We start from the raw sequence: 18414 nt of genomic DNA, 5'->3' as shown, positions 1-18414 counted from the left end.
CCTGCAGTGGGGTGACAGCCGCCGCAACTTTCGGCACTGTGGGGTTGTCCAACGCGGGTCCATCCTGCGTTTCTCTCACTTGAGACCCAAGATCAGGTCGCACCTGCGGCCGCGAAGCCTCCGATGAAAGCCAAGACCGCCCCTGCTTCCGTCCTCGTCGCGTTCCTGCTGACGACGCCGCTTGCGTTGCTCGCACAGTCCGACAGCCCGACCGACAAGAAGACCTCGCAGGTCGAGCTGCCGCAGCACGAAAAGCCCAACCTGATCCGATCGATGGAGCCGTCGCCGCTTCCGCGCGCGGCCACCGCCGACCAGACCACGGCCGCCAAGCTGGTGTACGGACTGCTCTCCGACAGCCGCTACGCGTACCGCCCGGTCGCGCTGGACGACACGCTCTCGGCCGACATCTACAAGCGTTACCTGGAAGCGCTCGACGGCGGCAAGCAGTTCTTCACCGCGCAGGACATCGCCAAGTTCGATGCCTACAAGCTGAAGTTCGACGACGCGATCAAGAGCGGCGACCTTGCGCCTGCCTACGCGATCTTCGCGACCTACAAGCAGCGCGTGGACCAGCGCGTCGGCTACGCGCGCAACCTGCTCAAGCAGGACATCTTCGACTTCACCGGCGCCGACCGCTACGAGTACGACCGCGAGGACGCACCGTGGGCGACCGACGCGCCCGCGCTCGACACGCTGTGGAAGCAGTCCGTGCGCAACGACTGGCTGCGCCTGAAGCTGGCGGGCAAGAAGCCGGACGACATCCGCAAGACGCTCGACAAGCGCTACGCGAACATGGGCAAGTCGATCGCCGAGCTGAAGGGCGAGGACGTGTTCCAGACCTTCCTCAACAGCTACGCCAACTCGGTCGATCCGCACACCGATTACTTCACGCCGAAGACCGCCGACAACTTCAACGTGTCGATGTCGCTTTCGCTGGAAGGCATCGGCGCGGTGCTGCAGAAGCAGGACGACGTGGTCGCGATCCGCGAGATCGTGCCCGGCGGTCCGGCCGGCAAGTCCGGCAAGCTCAAGCCCGGCGACCGCGTGGTCGCGGTGGGGCAGGGCGAGAGCGGCACGATGGAAGACGTGATCGGCTGGCGCATCGACGACGTCGTCGCCAAGATCCGCGGCGCCAAGGGCACCAAGGTGCGCCTGGACGTGATCCCCGCCGAAGCCGGCCTCGACAGCCAGCCGCAGCGCCTGGTGCTGGTGCGCGACAAGGTGCGCCTGGAAGACCAGGCCGCCAAGTCGAAGGTCATCACCATTCCCGCGGCCAGCGGCGCGCCGCAGAAGCGCATCGGCGTGATCGAACTGCCGGGCTTCTACCAGGACTTCGAAGGCCGCCGCAAGAACAGCAGCGACTACGCGTCCGCCACGCGCGACGTCGCCAAGCTGCTGGAGAAGCTGCGCGGCGAGAAGGTCGACGGCGTCGTGCTCGATCTGCGCAACAACGGCGGCGGTTCGCTCAACGAAGCGATCGAACTCACCGGTCTGTTCATCGACCGCGGCCCGGTCGTGCAGGTTCGCGAATCCGGCGGCCGCGTCAGCGTCGAAGGCGACAGCGACAGCGGCATCGCATGGGAAGGCCCGCTCGCGGTGCTGATCAACCGCGGTTCCGCGTCGGCGTCGGAGATCTTCGCCGGTGCGATCCAGGACTACGGCCGCGGCCTCGTCATCGGCGAGACCAGCTTCGGCAAGGGCACGGTGCAGAACCTGGTCGATCTCGACCGCTGGCCGGCCAACGAAGAAGCGCGCTTCGGCCAGGTCAAGCTGACCATCGCCCAGTTCTTCCGCGTCAGCGGCGGTTCGACGCAGAACAAGGGCGTAGTACCGGACGTCGCCTTCCCGGTGTCGGTCGACGCCAGCGAATACGGCGAAAGCACCTACGACAACGCGCTGCCGTGGACCCGCATCTCGGCCGTGCCGCACACCGCGTACGGCAACTTCGCGCCGCTGCTGCCCAAGCTGGAAGCGCTGCACACCACGCGCATCGCCAACGACAAGGAATTCCAGTGGTGGTCGCAGGACGTCGCGCAGTTCCGCGAGGAGCGCGCGAAGAAGTGGGTGAGCCTCAACGAGGCCGACCGCCGCGCCGAGCGCGACCGCGAGGACGCCAAGCGCAAGACGCGCCAGGAACAGCGCAAGGCGCTGGGCCTGGACCTCGATCCGCTCGCCGACGACTACACCGACGACGGCCTCTCGGCGAACGAGCGCGACATCGCCAAGGACGCCGAGCGCGAGAAGCTCGCCGACAAGCGTCCGGATCCGCTGCTGCGCGAATCGGCCTCGATCCTCGCCGACGCGATCCGCCTGCTCAACGCCGACCGCCAGCTCTCGGCGCAGGTGCTGCCGACCGCGACGACGGCCGGTCACTGGGCCGACTGAGGGTCGAACCTGCGCCCCGGCGCTGCAAGGATCGGATAGCGGGCGCCTTCGGGCGCCCGTTACGCTTTGGGCCATGAACACCGCCCGCCAACTGCGCGACAAGCTCGAACACGCCCGCCGACTCCTCGACGAAGGCGAGCCCACGCTCGCCGCGCTCGCGGCGGAGGTCGGCCTGAGTGCCTCGCACCTGCAGCGCCAGTTCACCGCGCGCTATGGGTTGAGTCCGGCCGAATACCTGGCGCAGCGCAAGCTCGGCACGCTCAAGATCGCACTGCGCGAAGGCAGCGACGTCAGCGCTGCGCTGTACGACGCCGGTTACGGGTCGCCCTCGCGCGTGTACGAGGGCGGCGCGGCGAAGCTCGGGATGACGCCGGCGCGCTACCGTTCCGGCGGTGCGGGCGAACAGATCCGCTGGAGCATCGCGGACACCGCGCTCGGCCGCGCGCTGGTCGCGACCACCGAGCGTGGCATCTGCATGATCGAACTCGGCGAGGACGACGGCGCGCTGGAAGCGAAGCTGCGCGATGAATTCCCCAATGCGCGGCTCGAGCGCGTCGATGCCGGCCGCGACGAGTTCCTCGCGCCGCGGCTGCGCGCGGTCGCCGACGCACTGGCCGGCAGGCAGGCGCAGGTTCCCGTGCACCTGATTGGCACCGCGTTCCAGAAGAAGGTCTGGGATGCGCTGATGAAGATCCCGCGCGGGCAGACCCGCAGCTATGCGCAGATCGCGCAGCAGATCGGCCACCCGCGCGCGACGCGTGCGGTCGCCAGCGCCTGCGCCGGCAACCATGTCGCCATCGTCGTGCCGTGCCATCGCGTGGTGCGCTCCGACGGTTCCCTCGGCGGCTACCGCTGGGGCCTGCCGTTGAAGCAGCGCGTGCTCGAGCGCGAACGGGCGGCCTGAAGCACCGTTCGTCGGCGGCCGGGCTGGGCGGTCGGCGCGACTTGATCCGGATCAGGAGATGCCGCGAAGTGCGGGCGGACAGTGGTCGCAGGCCCACTCCGGAGTACCGCCATGTACCACCACCTGTGCCTGCCCACCGACGGATCCGCGTTGTCCGAACACGCGATCGAACAGGCCCTCATTCTGGCGAAGACGCTGCACGCCCGTGTCACCGCTGTTTTCGTCACCCAGCCTTACCACGTGTTCGCAGTGACGCCCGAACAGATGGTCGCGGTGCGCGACGACTACGAGCGCGAGACGCGCGATGCGGCGCGCCACCACCTGCGCAGCATCGAATCGCGCGCGCACGCGGCGAGCGTGCCCTGCGACAGCGTGGTGGTCGAAGACGAGTCGCCGTACCAGGCGATCATCGCCATCGCCCGCGAGCGCGGCTGCGACCTGATCGCGATGGCCTCGCACGGACACCGCGGCATCAAGGCGATGGTGCTCGGCAGCGAGACCCAGAAGGTGCTGACCCATTCCAGCATCCCGGTGCTGGTGTACCGGCCGGGCAACTGATGCGCGCCACCCCTCTCGCTGGCCGCTGCGCGGCCTGTCCCTCTCAGCTCTGCACTCCCTTCGGTCGCCGCAAGGGGAGAGGGCAACGCTGAGCGCTTCAGCGCGCTCACCTTTGCTTGCAATGCGGCGGTTTCCCTTCTCCCCTTGTGGGAGAAGGTGCCCGAAGGGCGGAAGAGGGGTTCGCGCAGCGCGCGAGATGCGGCCGGTCGCGCTACTTCCTGCGCCGGGCCGACAACCGCGTCGGCAGGTGCAGCCCGGACTTCACCACTTCGAACACCATGCGCGTCTCGTAGCGCTTGATGTTGCCTTCGTCCATGAAGAGCCGGTCGGCGACCTCGCGGCAATGCGCGACGCCGGTGGTGGCCAGGATCACCAGGTAATCCCACTCGCCGGCGAGGGTGAAGCACTGCTGCACTTCCGGCGCGTTGCGCATGCGCGCGTGGAACGCGGCGTGCAGCTTGGCCGACTCGCGTTCCATCGCGACCAGCACCGTGGCCAGCGTGGTGGTGCCGAGCTGTTTCGCGTCGAGCACTGCGATCTCGCGCATCAGCCCGCTCTTGCGGTAGCGCGTGATGCGCCGTTGCACCGCACTCGCGGACAGGCCCACAGCCTCGCCGAGCGTGGTCAGCGTGGCGGCCGAATCGCGCTGCAGGAGTTCCAGCAGGCGATGGTCGAATTCGTCGAGTACGACGGGCGTCGCGTCCATGCAAAATTTTTGCGCGCAAGCGCATGATTAATCAACCACGTCGCGCCCCGGCGGCGTTACGCTTTGGTCATCCGAACGACTCCTGCACCGGCGGTGCGGGGCTTCCGGCCCGAACAGGGACCCCGGCAGCTCCGCGCAGCGCGGTGCCCGTGGCGTTCGGTGAACCTGTTGTTGGCCGTGCCCGCACCTCCACCCCACACGGAATCCGCATGAGCACCGCTGCACCCACTGCCGACCGGGCCGGACCCGGCGCACTGGCCGTCGCCTTCGCCCTGGCTTCGGTCTACATCCTCTGGGGCTCCACCTACCTCGCCATCCGCTTCGCGCTGGAGAGCTATCCGCCGTTCCTGCTCGGCGCGGGCCGCATGTTCCTCGCTGGCCTGATCATGTACGTAGTGCTGCGTTCGCGCGGCGTCGCTGCGCCGACCGGCAGGCAATGGCGCACGTTGTGGGTGCTGTCGATCTGGATGGTGCTGCTGTCCAACGGTCTGGTGAACCTGGCCGAGACCGAAGTGGGTTCCGGCCTGGCCGCGATCGCGGTCGCGTCGATGCCGCTGTTCGCCGGCGTGTTCGCGATGATGCGCGGACGCCATCCGTCGAAGATCGAATGGGTCGGCCTGGTGATCGGCTTCCTCGGCGTGCTCTGGCTCAACGCGGGCAGCGAACTGTCGTCGTCCACGCTCGGCCTGGTCTGCCTGGTCATCGCGCCGATCGCGTGGGCCTGGGGTTCGATCTGGAGCCGCGACCAGGACCTGCCGCAGCCCTTCATGTCGGCCGCGGGGCAAATGCTCACCGGCAGTGTGTGGATGCTGATCGCGGCGATGGTGCATGGCGAGCGGATCACGCAGATGCCGTCGCTGTCGGCGACCGGCGCGATGCTCTACCTCGTCGTCGCCGGTTCGATCTTCGGCTTCACCGCCTACATCTGGCTGCTGCACCACGTGCGTCCCGCCCTGGCGACCAGCTATGCCTACGTGAACCCGCCGATCGCGGTGCTGTTCGGCGCGCTGATCGGCGGCGAGCACTTCACCGCGCACGACCTCGGCGCGATGGCGGTGATCCTGATGGGCGTGGTGATCATCACCCTCGCCAAGGCGCGCGGTGCGAAAGCCATCGCACCGTCGCCGACCTCGGAGCCGGCGGCATGAACGACGCCGCATCCATGCGCAACGGACTGTGGATCGCCGCGGCTTCGTTCGTGCTGTGGGGCCTGATGCCGCTGTACTGGCACCTGCTCAAGGCCGTGCCGTCGCTGCAGATCGTCGCCCATCGCGTGGTCTGGAGCGCGCTGCTGGTCGGCGCGTGGCTGCTGTGGAAGCAGGGCCGCGGCTGGCTGCGGGCGACGCTGGCGAAGCCGCGCGCAGCGTGGATGCTGGGCCTGAGCGGTGTGCTGATCGCATTCAACTGGGGCCTCTACATCTGGGCGGTGAACGCCGGCCACGTCATCGAGACCAGCCTGGGCTACTTCATCAACCCGCTGTTGAACGTGGTCATCGGCGTGGCCTTCCTGCGCGAACGCCTGACCCGCCTGCAATGGATCGCTGTGGCGTTCGCGCTGGTCGGCGTCGCATGGCTGACCTGGCAGTACGGACGCCCGCCGTGGATCGCGCTGGCGCTGGCGTTGTCGTTCGGCATCTACGGACTGGTGCGCAAACTGGTTGCGGTGGACGCGGTCGCCGGCCTCGGCGTGGAGAGCGCGTACCTGTTCCTGCCGGCGCTCGCGCTCATGCTGTGGGGCGAAACCCACGGCGCGGGTGGTTTCCTCGGCGGCTGGGGCCTCGCGATGGACGTGTTGCTGGTGATCGCGGGCGCGCTCACCGCGCTGCCGCTGATCGGCTTCGCCTACGCCGTGCGCCGCGTGCCGCTGTCGGTGGTGGGCCTGATGCAGTACATCGCGCCGACCTTACAGTTCCTCATCGGCGTGCTGATCCTGCGCGAGCCCTTCGACAGCGCGCGCCTGGTCGGTTTCGTCTTCATCTGGTGCGGCCTGCTGTTGTTTGCCGGTGAGGGCCTGTGGCGCTCACGCCGGCAGATCGCCGCCTCCGCCGCCTGACTACTCGCAAGGACTCGCGATGAACAAGACCACCCTCAATGCACTGACGTTGTTCCCATTGCAGCTGGAAGCGCACTACGCGGCGATCCCGCGCGAGTACCGCCACTGGGCGCCGCCGAGCTGGGACGGCATCCCCAGCGAGCACTTCACCGCGATCGAGCAGCTGTGCCACGTGCGCGACATCGAGATCGAGGGCTATCAGGAACGCATCCGCCGCACGCTCGACGAAGCGAACCCGCTGCTGGTGTCGATCGACAGCGAGCCGCTCGCGATCGAGCGCCGCTACGGTGAAGCGAGCGCGGACGAGGTGCTCGCCTCGTTCCGCGAGGCACGCGCACGCACGGTGGAGACGATCGCCGCACTCGACGAGCGACAGCTCGCCCGCACCGCGGTATTCGAAGGCTACGGTCCGCTCACGCTGCGCAGCCTGGTGCACTACCTGTGCAGCCACGACCAGCAGCACCTGGCGGGACTGCAATGGCTGCTCGGCAAGATCGAGGCCGAGCGCACGTCGATGTAAGGCGCCCTGAGCTGTCATCCCCGCGAAGGCGGGGATCCAGGCTCCCGGCGCGTCACGGCCTCCGGAGAGCGTGATGCATCGCATAGCTGGATTCCCGCCTTCGCGGGAATGACGAGCAGGAAGTCAAAAAAGAAAGGCCGCGATCGCTCGCGGCCTTTCGCTTGTGCAGCCAACACGTTGCGATCACGCCGCGCGCAACGCCTCCGTCACCGGCAACCGCGCCGCGCGCAGGGCCGGGAACAGGCCGCCGATCAGGCCGATGCCCAGCGCCCACTTGATGCCGTTCCACAGCAGGTCCGGCGATACCTTGAACTGGAACATCACCTGGCTGAAGTTGTTGCCCAGTGTCGAGACGCTGTAGCCGTTGAACAGCAGCCACGCGATCGCGCCGCCGACCAGGCCGCCGATCAGCGCCAGCAGCATCGTCTCCAGCATCACGGCCACGACGACCGGCAGCCCGCGGAAACCGATCGCACGCATCGTCGCGATCTCGCGCGCGCGTCCGGCGACGGCGGCGTACATCGTGTTGAGCGCACCGAACACCGCGCCCACCGCCATGATCGAACCGATCACGATGCCGAGCACGCGCAGGAACTTGCTCAACCCCTCCGACTGCTTGGCGTAGTAGTGACGGGTGGTGTCGACGTCGAGCTTGAGTCGCGGGTCGGCGGCCATCGCGGCCTTGAGCTGCTTGAAGCCGTCCTTGCCATCGAGCTGCACGGTCACCGACTGGTACGCATTGCGGCGATAGGTCGACGCGAGCGTCTCACCGTCGGCCCACAGTTCCGAGTCGTGCGAATCGCCCGACGCGAAGAAGCCGACCACGGTCCAGATCTGGTTGGCGAGTTCGATCTGCGAGCCCGGCTTGAGGTCGTTGAACTGCTGGTCGACGTACTGCTTGCGCGCGCCCTGGCCGATCACCAGTTCACGCATGCCGGGGTTGAACCTGCGGCCCTCGACGATCTTCACCTGCGGCCGCAGCGCCCACGCCGCCTCGCCGACGCCACGCAGCTGCGCGTTGGCATCGGTATGGTCCGCGCGGGTCACCATGTTCACCACCTGCGACAGTTCGGGCGAGATCGCCGGGCGTCCATCGGCGCCCTTGGCGATGCCGGCGAGCGCGCCGATCAGCGGCACCTGGTCGCGGGTGATGACCGAGTTGGTCTCCGCCTGCGAACCGCCGCGCAGGATGATCGCGGTGGAGTCGTTACCGGTCTGCTTGAGCGTGGCCTCGAAGCCCGCGCCCATCGCCAGCATCGCCACCAGCACGCCGACCACGCCGGCGATACCGACCACGATCACGCTCGATGCGCCCCAGCGTTGCGGCAGGCTGGCGATGCCGATGCGCGTGGCTTCCAGCGCCAGGCGTCCGCTGCGCGTCAGCACCAGCCACAGCGCCAACGCCACGACGAGCGCCAGCACCGCGTACCAGGGCAGCAGGATCCACACCACCAGGCACGCCAACAGGATCGCGATGACGCCTGCATTCTTCAGGAATTTCATGGCTCTCTCCTCAGCGTCCGGCCAGGGCATCGACGATGTTCAGGCGCATCGCGCGCAGCGCCGGCAGCAGGCCGACGACCACGCCGATGACGATCATCATCGCCACGCCCAGTCCCCACGTCGCGGCCGGCACGTTCGGCAGCTGGATCAGGCCCATGCTGGCCTGGCTCACCGCCGGCATGATCAGCGCGGCCAGGCCCAGTCCGATCAGCCCGCCCAGCACCACCAGCAAGGTCGCTTCGGCCAGCACCAGCCACAGCACGCTGCGGTTGGAGAAGCCGATGGTCTTGAGCACGGCCAGTTCGGGGATGCGCTCGCGCACCGCCTGCGCCATCGTGTTGCCGGTCAGCAGCACCAGGGTGAAGAACACCGCGCCCATGATCGAGGTGACGATCAGGCCGATGTCGCCGATCTGCTTGAAGAACGCCTGGTTGAATGCCTGTTCGGTCTGCGTCTTGGTTTCGTGGTCGGAGTTGTCGGACAGCTTGTCGATGGCCTGCGCGACCCGGTTCGACTGGCCGGCATCGGCGACGTCGACGACGTACCAGTGGACCTGGCCCTTGATGTAGTCGTTGGCCTCGTCGAAGTACTTCCAGTTGAACATCAGCTGCTTTTCTTCGCCCTTCCGCTTGTTGTCGTTCATGTGGAAGATGCCGACCAGCTTGAAGTTCCAGTTGTTGCTGCCCTTGGTCGGGAAGATCGTGGCCTGCAGCGGGATCGTGTCGCCGATCTTCCAGCCGTGCAGCTTGGCCAGCGCCTCGCCGACGATGGCGCCGTCCTGCGTGGCGTAGAACGCCTTGAGCTGGTCGGCGGGCATCACGTATTCCGGATACAGCTCGATGTAGCCCGGGCCGACGGCGAAGTTCGGGAAGAAGTTCTTCGGATCCTGGTAGATGCCGCCGAACCAGGTCGCGTACGACGCCTTCTTCACGCCCGGGACGGTCTCGATCTGCGTTTGCAGGCGATACGGCAGCGACTGCGTGATCGACAGGCGCGAGGTCGTGATCAGGCGGTCGTAGCCGGACACGTTGGCGCTGGAGTTGAACGCCACGCGGACGGAATCGAGCATGCCGAACAGCAGGAATGCGGTGACCACCGACAACAGCGTCAGGAATGTGCGGGTCTTGCTGCGGAACAGCGCGGCCCAGATAAGGTGCAGGTATTTCATCTGCGCATCCTCGAATGTGGTCTTCCCCCGCGTGCGGGAGAAGCGGACCGGCTCAGTGCTCGACGGCGAGCTCGCGCTCGACCAGCGTGCCCTTGTCGAGGTGGATGGTGCGCTGTGCGTGGTCGGCGGCCTTGGGATCGTGCGTGACCATCAGGATGGTCTTGCCGTGGTCGCGGTTGAGCGACTGCAGCAGCGCGAGGATCTCCTCGGCGGACTGGCGATCCAGGTCGCCGGTCGGTTCGTCGCAGATCAGCAGCGTCGGGTCGGAAACGATCGCGCGCGCGATCGCCACGCGCTGCTGCTGGCCGCCCGACAGTTCGTTCGGACGATGCTTGCCGCGCTCGGCCAGGCCCACCAGCTGCAGCGCGATCTCGGCGTTGCGCTTGCGCTGCGCGGACGACAGCTTGGTCAGCAGCAGCGGCAGCTCGACATTCTTCTGCGCGTTGAGCGTCGGCATCAGGTTGTAGAACTGGAACACGAAGCCGACGTTCTGGCTGCGCCAGTGCGAGAGCTGGCCGGCGGTCATCGTGTCGATGCGCTGGCCGTCGACCTGGATCTCGCCGCCGCTGGGCGAATCCAGTCCGCCGATGAGGTTGAGCAGCGTCGTCTTGCCGGAGCCCGACGGGCCCATCAGCGCAACGAAGTCGCCCTTCGGAATGTCGAGGTCGATGCCGTGCAGCACCTCCACCTTCTCCGGACCGCGTTGATAGTTCTTCCTTAGATTGCGGATCGAAACCAGCGTAGCCATTGCGACGTCCTCGAAACGGTAGAAGGGGGACTGCTGGGTACTTCGTAAGGCCTTACTCGCTTGCAGGTTCGGATTCGGCGTCGCCTTCGACGACCACGCGCACGCGGTCGCCGTCGGCAAGCCCGGCGGGAGGATCCAGCACCACCGTCTCACCGCCTGAGAGACCCTGGGTGACCTCGCGGTCCTCGCCCAGGCTGCGGCCGACGGTGACATCGCGGCGCTGCGCCTTCTCATCGTTGACGACGAACGCGACCTGCTTGCCGTCGCGCGTCGACAGCGCCGCCGCCGGCACCAGCACGCCCGGCTTCTGCGCCGGCTGATCGGGCTTGCTCGCTTCCAGGAAGCTCACTCGCACGCCCATGTCCGGGACGATGCGCGGGTCCTTCACCTTCAGCGCGATGCGCACCTTCACGGTGGCCTTGCCGCGGTCGGCGGCAGGAATGATCGCGATGACCTCGGCCGGGATCTTCCAGTCCTGGTACGCATTGAGCGTTGCCTCGACCGGCATCTTTGGCTGCACGCGGCCGATGAAGGCCTCGCCGACCTCGACCTCGATCTCCAGCGAATCCATGTCGACGACGGTGCCGATGCCCGTGCGGGTGAAACCGCCGGTGGCGAGCGGCGAGACGATCTCGCCCGGCTGCGCGGCCTTGGCCGTCACCACGCCTGCGAACGGCGCGCGCACGATGGTGTTGTCCACGCCGATGTCGGCGATGCGCAGGCGATCGCCGGCGACCTTGGCATTGCGCTCGGAGGTGATCAGTTCGGCACGCAGCGAATCGCGCGCGGCGACCGCTTCGTCGTACTGCGCCTTCGACACGAGTTGCTGCTGCACCAGCGTCGACAGGCGACGCGCATTCGCTTCGGCTTCCTCGACGCGCGCGCGGACGCTCTCGACCTGGCTGCGCGCGGCACCGGCCTGCGCGGTGGCGAGGCTGCGTTCGGCGTCGGCATCGATCGGATCGAGCGTGGCCATGATCTGGCCCGCTTCGACCTTCATGCCTTCCTCGATCAGCACTTCGCGCACCTTGCCGGTGATCTTCGCCGACACGGTGGCCATGCGACGCGCGACCACGTAGCCGGTCGCATCGAGCACCGACGCACTGCCGCCGCCGTTGCCGATCGCGGCGACGGTGGCGGTCTGTACTTCCACGCCGCGGCTGCGGCCGAGCACGGCCCACGCGATCAGTGCCAACACGACGAGCGCGGCCGCGGCGGCCAGCGCGATCCAGAGCCCACGCCGCGATGGCGGCGGAGGCGGGGCACTCCGGTCGATGCGCAGTTCCTTCAGCAGATCAGCAGAGTTGTTCATCGACAATCCGGACGATGGCAAGGGGGCAAGTGTGGGCAGCGGGCCGCCACGGCGCTAGGGGCCGGAAGTAACTTTCTGCGGCCGGGGCGGACCCGGGACAGCGCCAAGCCTATTCGATGCGGCCCCGCGAGGTCACCTGACGTGTGTCATCCGCTCGCGGTGACGCCTGCGACTGCCGCGCCGTGCCGCAGGCGCGGAAGATGCGCCGCATCGGGATCATCCCGCAGGGAGGACATGGCGATGAATAGCGCTAACACGGTGCTGGCGAGGCTGGAACGCGCGCACAAGTCATTCGGCAGGATCCAGGCGCTTTCCGGCGTGGACCTGGAAGTGCGTGGCGGACAGATGCTCGCGCTGCTCGGCCCCAATGGCGCGGGCAAGAGCACGGCGATCGGCCTGCTGCTGGGCCAGGACGTCGCGGATGCGGGCACGGCCTCGCTGTTCGGCGTGTCGCCGTTCGAGCTGCGCGCGCGACGTCGCATCGGTGTGATGCTGCAGAGCGCGGGCATCCCCGACACGCTCAAGGTCTCGGAGTTGCTCGAACTCACGCGCAGCTATTATCCGCAGCCGCGCAGCATCGCCGATTGCGTGGTGCTGGCCGGGCTCGATGGCCTGCTCGACCGCCGTTACCGCTATCTCTCCGGCGGACAGCAGCGGCGCGTGCAGTTCGCCCTGGCGATATGCGGTCGCCCGCAGTTGCTGTTCCTCGACGAACCCACCACGGGTCTCGACATCCAGGCACGGCAGACGCTGTGGCGCGCGATCCGCGAACTCGTCGACGAAGGCTGCGGCGTGCTGCTGACCACGCACTACCTGGAAGAAGCCGAAGCGCTGGCCGATCGCGTCGCCGTGCTCGATCGCGGTCGCATGGTCGCCGAAGGCACCGTCGATCAGCTGCGCAATCACCTCGCGCAGCGACGCATCCGCTGCGTGAGCGCGCTGCCGGCCGAACGCGTGGCGACGTGGCCGCACGTGCTTGAAGCGCGGCGCGACGCGCACCGGCTCGAAGTGGTCGCCGAGTCCGCGGAAACCGTCGTGCGTCGTCTACTCGCGGAGGACGCAGCGCTGACCGACCTGGAAGTACAACGCGCCGGCCTCGCCGATGCGTTCCTCGAACTCACCCGCGATGCCGCGAAGGAGGCCGCGTGATGGACGCCGTTCTCGACACGCGCACACCGCTGCGCGCCTATTGGCTGGAAGCGAAATACGAATTCCTGCGCCTGTTGCGCACGCCGATGTTCGCCATTCCCACGTTGATGTTCCCGACGCTGTTCTACGTTTTGTTCGGCGTGTTGCTCGCCGGCTCGCGCGGCGGCCCCGGCGCGGCGCAATACCTGCTCGCGACCTACGGCGTGTTCGGCGTGATGGGCGCGGCGCTGTTCGGCTTCGGCGTGAGCGTGGCGATCGAGCGCGAGAACGGCTATCTCGAACTCAAGCGCGCGCTGCCGATGCCGCGCGGCGCGTACCTGCTCGCGAAGATGGCGATGGCGATGCTGTTCTCGGCGATCATCTCGCTGATGCTGGCGGTGCTCGCGATGACGCTGGCCGGCGTTTCGCTGTCGGCGTCGCAATGGGCGCTGCTGCTGGTGGTGGACGTCGCCGGTGCACTGCCGTTCTGCGCGATGGGCCTGTACATCGGCAGCCTCGTCGGCGGTAGCGGCGCGCCTGCGGTGGTGAACCTGGCGTACCTGCCGATGGCATTCCTGTCGGGCCTTTGGATGCCGCTGCAGCTGCTGCCGCCGTTCTTCACGAAGCTGGCCCCGGTGTGGCCGGCGTGGCACCTGGGCCAGCTCGCGCTGAAGGTGGTGGGGCGCGACTCGGGCGCATCGACCTTGATGCACGTGGCGGTGCTGGGCGCGATCACCGTGGTGTTCTTCCTGCTGGCGCGCCGCCGCCTTTCGCGCTGAGCGCCCGGGAGATAGAGTCGTGACGACGCACCAGAGCCACGGAGTCCACGCCATGTCCGCATCGATCGTGCCGACGCTGCTGCGCTGGCGCGGGCGCCTGATCCCCGAGTCGCTGGGCCTGGGCTGGACGCCGATCTTCCTGCTCGGCTACCTCGCGTTCCTGTTCCTGCCGACGATCCTGGCGTGGATCGGCGAGAGCGACCGCATGTTCGGCGGCCGCACGCAGCTGTGGCCGACGCTGGTGTCGGTGGTGGTGTTCCTGCCGCTGTACTTCGCCGGATATCGACAGGTCGGCCTGCGCAAGGTCGCGTGCATGCTGGCGATCGCGGCGCTCGGGTACCTCGTGTTGCCCGGCAATCCGTTCGGCAACACGTACCTGATCTACGCGGTGGCGTTCGCCGCGACGATGGGCGGTTCGCTGTGGCGACGACTGGCGTGGATGACGGCGATGCTCGGTGTGTTCCTCGTCGAGATCCTGCTGTTGCGCTTTCCGGTGTTCGTGTTCCTGGTGACGCTGATCGTGTGCGTCGCGGTGTTCTTCGGCAATCACCACTTCCTCGAAAGCCGCCGCAAGCAGGCGCAGCTGCAGCTGTCGCACGACGAGGTCCGGCGCCTCGCGGCGCTGGCCGAGCGCGAACGCATCGGTCGCGACCTGCACGACTTGCTCGGCCACACGCTGTCGCTGGTCGCGCTGAAATCCGAACTCGCCGGCAAGCTGATCGAGCGCGATCCGCCGGCCGCGGCGCGCGAGCTCGGCGAAGTCACGCGCATCGCCCGAGACGCGCTTGGACAGGTGCGCAGCGCGGTCACCGGCATCCGCGCGGCGGGCGTGGCGTCGGAACTCGCCTCGGCGCGGTTGCTGCTGGAATCCGATGGCGTTTCGTTCGACTACGAGTTCGCACCGGTGTCGCTGCCGGGCGAGGTCGAGATCGTGCTCGCGATGACCCTGCGTGAAGCGGTCACCAACATCCAGCGCCATGCGCGTGCGCGCAGCGCGCGCGTGCGCCTGAGCACCGAGGGCGACGAAGCGGTGCTGAGCGTGGAGGACGACGGTCGCGGCGGTGCGATCGCGCCGGGCAACGGACTGTCGGGCATGCGCGAGCGGCTGGAAGCGCTGGGCGGCCGGTTGCGCGTGGATTCCGCGCCGGGTCGGGGCACGCAATTGCTCGCGCACGTGCCGCTGGCATGGCCTTCGAGCGAAACCCATGCGGGCGCGCCGCGCATACAGGTACCGCCCGCTGCGGCCTGAGCGGGCGCGCGAGTGGTAAGTTGCGCGCACCACGGCGGGAAGGACGACGATGATCGGAGTGCTGCTGGCCGAAGACCAGGCGATGGTGCTGGGCGCACTGTCGGCGCTGCTGCGGCTGGAATCGGACATCGACGTGCTCGGCGCGGTCACCGATGGCGAGTCCGCGTGGAGCGAGCTGCAGCGCCTGCAGCGCGACGGCCGCGCGCCCGACGTGCTCGTCACCGACATCGAAATGCCCGGCCTGAGCGGCCTGGAACTCGCGCAGCGCGTGCAGCGCCACGGGCTTGCGACGAGGGTCATCATCGTCACCACGTTCGCGCGCGCGGGCTTCCTGCGCCGCGCGCTCGATGCCGGAGCGAGCGGTTATCTACTCAAGGACGCGCCGGCGGAGCAGTTGGCCGAAGCGATCCGTCGCGTGCACCGCGGCGGACGCGCGATCGATCCGCAGTTGGCGGTTGACGCGTGGAGCGATGCCGATCCGCTCAACGACCGCGAACGCCAGGTGCTGCGGCTGGCGGGCGAGGGCATGACCGCGGGTGAGATCGCCACGCAGCTCAACCTGTCGCAGGGCACGGTGCGGAATTACCTGTCGGAGTCGATCGGCAAGCTCGGCGTCGGTAATCGCATCGAGGCGTATCGACTGGCGCGGCAGAAGGGGTGGTTGTAGCTGTCCCTTTTTGGCAGAGGGGAGTTGTGGTTTTACCTTCTCCCCTTGCGGGAGAAGGTGGCGCGAAGCGCCGGAAGAGGGGGCGAGGCGCAACAACGCCGGACCCCTCTCCCTGGCCGCCTATGGCGGCCTGTCCCTCTCCCGCAAGGGGAGAGGGAGGCTACGTTCGTTGCGACGCGATCAAACGCCCGCGTGCCGCTTCAACAATGCATACGCACCGCGCAGGCCCTGCGCTTCGCCGCCGGCGGGACGGCCGGGACGGTCGGCGTCGTTCCAGCTGTAGACGTCGAGATGCGCCCACTTCTGCGTGGGCGGGACGAAACGATCCAGGTACACGGCCGCGGTGATGCTGCCGGCCATCTTCGACGGCCCGCCGTTGGCGATGTCGGCGACATTGCTGGCGAGGTAGCGCAGGTACGGGCGCCACAGCGGCATGCGCCACAGCGGATCGCGCTGCGCGACGCCGGCCTCGATCCACTGCTGCGCGACCGCCTCGTCGTTGCTGTACAGCGCCGGCAGGTCCGGACCCAGCGCGATGCGCGCCGCACCCGTGAGCGTGGCGAAGTCGAGCAGCAGGCCCGGCTTCCGCTCAGCCGCGTAGGTCAGCGCGTCGCACAGGATGACCCGGCCTTCGGCGTCGGTATTGTCGATCTCCACCGACAGTCCCTGGCGCGTGGCGATGACTTCGCCCGGGCGGAACGCGTTGGGACCGATCGCATTCTCCACCGCCGGTACCAGCAGGGTGATGCGCAGCGGCAGCTTGCGCGCCATGACCAGTTCGGCCAGCGCGATCGCGTGCGCCGCGCCGCCCATGTCCTTCTTCATGTTGCGCATGCCATCGGCGGGCTTGAGGTCCAGGCCGCCGGTGTCGAAGCACACGCCCTTGCCGACGATGGCGACGTGCGGATGCGACTCGTCGCCCCAGCGCAGCGCGATCAGGCGCGGCGCGCGATGGCTGGCGCGGCCGACTGCGTGGATCGCGGGGAAGTTGTGCGTGAGCAGGTCCTCGCCGCTGACCACTTCGATGTGCGCACCGAAGCGTTCGGCGATCTCGCACGCCACCTGTTCCAGCTGGTCCGGGCCCATGTGCTCGGTCGGCGTGTTGACCAGGTCGCGCACGCGCACGCACGCGATGAGCTGGTCCAGCACGTCGCCCTGCGGCGGCTCGATCGCGAGCTGCGCCGGCACGCGCAGCGGCGTGCGATAGCGGTCGAACCGGTAACTGCCCAGGCCCCAGCCGAGCTGCAGCGCGGCGTGCGCCTCGGGCGACAGCGCGGTCGCCAGCGACCATGCGCGCGCCGGCAGTGCGAACGGAGCGTGCCCGTAGGCGAAGGGATCGAGCACGTCGGTCACGCCGATCACTGCGCCGGCGATGCCGCCGTCGGCCGCGGGCAGGGTGACGGCCGAGAACGACGCACCCTCGAAGCCCTGCGCATCGAGCCAGGCGCCGACCGCGGGCGCCTGCGTGGCGCGCCACGCGGCGAGCGTGTCGCGGGTGACGACGTGCAGCGGCAACGCGTCGGCGACGGATGCGGCGGAAACGAATCCAGACGGCAGGCTCATGCGGCAATGGGTTCCGGTGATTGCGCCGCGTCCAGCCAGTCGGCCAGTTCGGCAAGGGAAGTGAATTCAAGGTCGGGACGCAGGGTTTCGTGCGGCCAGCGCATGCTTTCGCGATTGATCCAGCAGCTGCGCAGGCCGGCACGGTACGCGCCGACGACGTCCATCTCGATGTCGTCGCCGACGTGCAGTACGTCGACCGGTGCATGCGCGAACCGCGCGCACGCGGCGTGGAAGATGCTCGCCGCCGGCTTGGCCGCGCCGTGTTCGCGCGCGCCGAGCTGGAAGACGAAATGCGCGGCGATGCCCACGCGCGCCAGGTCCGCATTGCCGTTGCTAAGCGCGCCCAGCGGCACGCGCGCGGCCAGCCGCGCGAGCGCGGGCAGGGCGTCGTCGTAGAACTCCACGCGATTGCGTTCCGCGTAGAAGATCTCGAACGCCGCATCGGCGTGCAGCGGATCGTCGCCGGACAACTCCATCGCGCGCACCAGGCTCAGCCTGCGCAACTGGCTCAGGTCGTGCGCCAGGTCGGGGCGTTCGGCGAACACCTGGCCGCGCAGTTCGCGCATGGCCTCGATCGGGAACCGCTGCGCCGTGCGCGGGCAGTGTTCGTGCAGCCATGCGTCCAGCACGCGCTCGACCCGCGCGCCGATCGGCGCGAACGGCCACAGGGTGTCGTCGAGGTCGAGGGTGATCGCACGGACCGGGAAATGCATGGGGCCATTTTAGCCTGCGAAATGGCGGCTTCCGTCCGTCGCCGGAGTGGACTTTCGATACAGCCTCTGTGGAAGGGGTCCCGGTTCGGCGGGGGGATCGGGCGTATGCAGGGCAAGGCACGCGCGGAGCCGGCCGGCGAACCGCGCGCGTGCCATCGACCTGCCACCGGGACGCGCCCAGGACGGCTCGCGCGCCCCTCTCATCGGAGGAGGAAGGACATGCGCCACGCAATCGGAAAGCGGATCGCCCTCGCGGCCGTGCTGGCCCTGATGCTCGTCGGGGCCGCCAGCGCGGGTCGCTGGCCCTACGTCATGACGTTCTACGACGAAGCCGGCAATGCGGTGGGCTGGCAGATCGGCCACTGCGACAATAGCTACAGCTTCCACGGGGTGCGCACGAGCGTGTACACGATCCAACAGCTGCAGTGCCCGGGCGATTGAGCCCATCGGTGGCGGAA

The 18414-nt window shown here is 68.3% G+C and carries 18 protein-coding genes; 11 read left to right on the top strand and 7 right to left on the bottom strand.

Annotated elements, in window-relative coordinates; genetic code table 11:
- Window positions 1-123: 123 nt before the first annotated feature.
- The 3 genes from FOF45_RS04665 (at window position 124) to FOF45_RS04655 (ending at window position 3847) form a co-directional block, all read left to right on the top strand.
- A complete protein-coding gene (locus FOF45_RS04665; RefSeq protein WP_158982833.1) occupies window positions 124-2385 on the top strand; it encodes a carboxy terminal-processing peptidase in 2262 nt (753 codons plus the stop codon).
- Between the two features lie 73 nt (window positions 2386-2458).
- Entirely contained in the window at window positions 2459-3289 is an 831-nt protein-coding gene (locus FOF45_RS04660) for a methylated-DNA--[protein]-cysteine S-methyltransferase (RefSeq protein WP_158982832.1), read from the top strand.
- Between the two features lie 111 nt (window positions 3290-3400).
- On the top strand, window positions 3401-3847 hold the full coding sequence (locus FOF45_RS04655; RefSeq protein ID WP_158982831.1) for a universal stress protein: 447 nt from the start codon (window positions 3401-3403) through the stop codon (window positions 3845-3847).
- 211 nt (window positions 3848-4058) lie between these two features.
- Here FOF45_RS04655 and FOF45_RS04650 read toward each other — a convergent pair whose 3' ends face one another.
- On the bottom strand, window positions 4059-4553 hold the full coding sequence (locus FOF45_RS04650) for an Lrp/AsnC family transcriptional regulator (RefSeq protein WP_158982830.1): 495 nt from the start codon (window positions 4551-4553) through the stop codon (window positions 4059-4061).
- Between the two features lie 209 nt (window positions 4554-4762).
- Here FOF45_RS04650 and yedA point away from each other — a divergent pair, with 209 nt between their 5' ends.
- The 3 genes from yedA to FOF45_RS04635 are packed head-to-tail and all read left to right on the top strand — an operon-like array spanning window position 4763 to window position 7126.
- The gene (gene yedA / locus FOF45_RS04645) at window positions 4763-5701 is read left to right on the top strand and encodes a drug/metabolite exporter YedA (protein ID WP_158982829.1); all 939 of its coding nucleotides are present in this window, start codon (window positions 4763-4765) and stop codon (window positions 5699-5701) included.
- Window positions 5698-6606 (top strand): EamA family transporter RarD, encoded by a 909-nt coding sequence (gene rarD, locus FOF45_RS04640; RefSeq protein ID WP_158982828.1) that lies wholly within the window; start codon window positions 5698-5700, stop codon window positions 6604-6606. Before yedA ends, rarD begins: the two co-directional genes overlap by 4 nt.
- 19 nt (window positions 6607-6625) lie before the next feature.
- Window positions 6626-7126, top strand: coding sequence for a DinB family protein (locus FOF45_RS04635; protein ID WP_158982827.1), 501 nt, complete (start codon window positions 6626-6628; stop codon window positions 7124-7126).
- Between the two features lie 183 nt (window positions 7127-7309).
- On the opposite strand, the gene FOF45_RS04630 is transcribed toward FOF45_RS04635, so the two are convergent.
- The 4 genes from FOF45_RS04630 to FOF45_RS04615 are packed head-to-tail and all read right to left on the bottom strand — an operon-like array spanning window position 7310 to window position 11857.
- On the bottom strand, window positions 7310-8629 hold the full coding sequence (locus tag FOF45_RS04630; RefSeq protein WP_158982826.1) for an ABC transporter permease: 1320 nt from the start codon (window positions 8627-8629) through the stop codon (window positions 7310-7312).
- A gap of 10 nt (window positions 8630-8639) precedes the next feature.
- Complete coding sequence (locus tag FOF45_RS04625) at window positions 8640-9797, bottom strand: ABC transporter permease (RefSeq protein ID WP_158982825.1); 1158 nt, start codon at window positions 9795-9797, stop codon at window positions 8640-8642.
- A 52-nt stretch (window positions 9798-9849) separates the two neighbouring features.
- A complete protein-coding gene (locus tag FOF45_RS04620; RefSeq protein WP_158982824.1) occupies window positions 9850-10545 on the bottom strand; it encodes an ABC transporter ATP-binding protein in 696 nt (231 codons plus the stop codon).
- Between the two features lie 52 nt (window positions 10546-10597).
- On the bottom strand, window positions 10598-11857 hold the full coding sequence (locus tag FOF45_RS04615) for an efflux RND transporter periplasmic adaptor subunit (RefSeq protein WP_158982823.1): 1260 nt from the start codon (window positions 11855-11857) through the stop codon (window positions 10598-10600).
- Between the two features lie 240 nt (window positions 11858-12097).
- Between FOF45_RS04615 and FOF45_RS04610 the strand changes: the two genes are divergently transcribed.
- From FOF45_RS04610 to FOF45_RS04595, 4 genes are read left to right on the top strand one after another with little or no spacing between them, the layout of a single operon-like run.
- A complete protein-coding gene (locus FOF45_RS04610) occupies window positions 12098-13006 on the top strand; it encodes an ABC transporter ATP-binding protein (RefSeq protein ID WP_158982822.1) in 909 nt (302 codons plus the stop codon).
- On the top strand, window positions 13006-13764 hold the full coding sequence (locus FOF45_RS04605; protein WP_158982821.1) for an ABC transporter permease: 759 nt from the start codon (window positions 13006-13008) through the stop codon (window positions 13762-13764). Before FOF45_RS04610 ends, FOF45_RS04605 begins: the two co-directional genes overlap by 1 nt.
- Before the next feature lie 52 nt (window positions 13765-13816).
- A complete protein-coding gene (locus tag FOF45_RS04600; RefSeq protein WP_233264049.1) occupies window positions 13817-15013 on the top strand; it encodes a sensor histidine kinase in 1197 nt (398 codons plus the stop codon).
- 49 nt (window positions 15014-15062) lie between these two features.
- Complete coding sequence (locus FOF45_RS04595) at window positions 15063-15680, top strand: response regulator transcription factor (RefSeq protein WP_158982820.1); 618 nt, start codon at window positions 15063-15065, stop codon at window positions 15678-15680.
- 180 nt (window positions 15681-15860) lie between these two features.
- Here the strand turns inward: FOF45_RS04595 and FOF45_RS04590 are convergent, their stop codons facing one another.
- Both FOF45_RS04590 and FOF45_RS04585 read right to left on the bottom strand, forming a co-directional pair.
- A complete protein-coding gene (locus FOF45_RS04590; RefSeq protein WP_158982819.1) occupies window positions 15861-17243 on the bottom strand; it encodes a leucyl aminopeptidase family protein in 1383 nt (460 codons plus the stop codon).
- Window positions 17240-17956: an HAD-IA family hydrolase gene (locus FOF45_RS04585; RefSeq protein WP_158982818.1), complete on the bottom strand. Its 717-nt coding sequence runs from the start codon at window positions 17954-17956 to the stop codon at window positions 17240-17242. Before FOF45_RS04585 ends, FOF45_RS04590 begins: the two co-directional genes overlap by 4 nt.
- Window positions 17957-18175: 219 nt before the next feature.
- On the opposite strand from FOF45_RS04585, the gene FOF45_RS04580 reads away from it, so the two are divergent.
- Window positions 18176-18397 (top strand): DUF6289 family protein, encoded by a 222-nt coding sequence (locus FOF45_RS04580; protein ID WP_158982817.1) that lies wholly within the window; start codon window positions 18176-18178, stop codon window positions 18395-18397.
- The last annotated feature ends 17 nt before the right edge of the window (window positions 18398-18414 follow it).

This window comes from Lysobacter panacisoli (assembly GCF_009765165.1).
Lineage (GTDB): Bacteria > Pseudomonadota > Gammaproteobacteria > Xanthomonadales > Xanthomonadaceae > Lysobacter_J > Lysobacter_J panacisoli.
This window is presented reverse-complemented; position numbering and strand designations above follow the sequence as displayed.